Below are 306 nucleotides of genomic sequence, written 5' to 3'. Positions count from 1 at the left end.
CCCGGTCCACCAGCAGCAGGGCCGCGATCTCGCGGATACGCATCTTCACCGGCGCAAGCCCCACCAGCTCCCGATCGAGCTGATCCAGCACTTCTTGCACGTTGGAAGCGCGGAATTCCGCCTCCAGGTCCACAGCATCCAGCGCTGGCGCTTCGATCTTCTGCTGGGCTTCGCTGCTCATGGCTTGACTATCCCGAAAACGGTCTCATGCGGCCAACACAACCCCCGCCTCCATCTCCCGTCGTTTCTGCGCACCGGCCAGGCGCTGCACCAGGGCAGGGGCGAGGGCGATGGAGGTGACCGGCC

Annotated in this window: 1 pseudogene; it reads right to left on the bottom strand. The window is 65.7% G+C overall.

The features are described 5' to 3' along the window. A pseudogene (locus ACTFO6_RS18390) lies at positions 1-181 on the bottom strand (CbbX protein); the annotation flags it as partial. Between the last annotated feature and the right edge of the window lie 125 nt (positions 182-306).

This window comes from Pelomicrobium sp. G1 (assembly GCF_051905455.1).
Taxonomy (GTDB): Bacteria; Pseudomonadota; Gammaproteobacteria; order Burkholderiales; family UBA6910; genus Pelomicrobium.
This window is presented reverse-complemented; position numbering and strand designations above follow the sequence as displayed.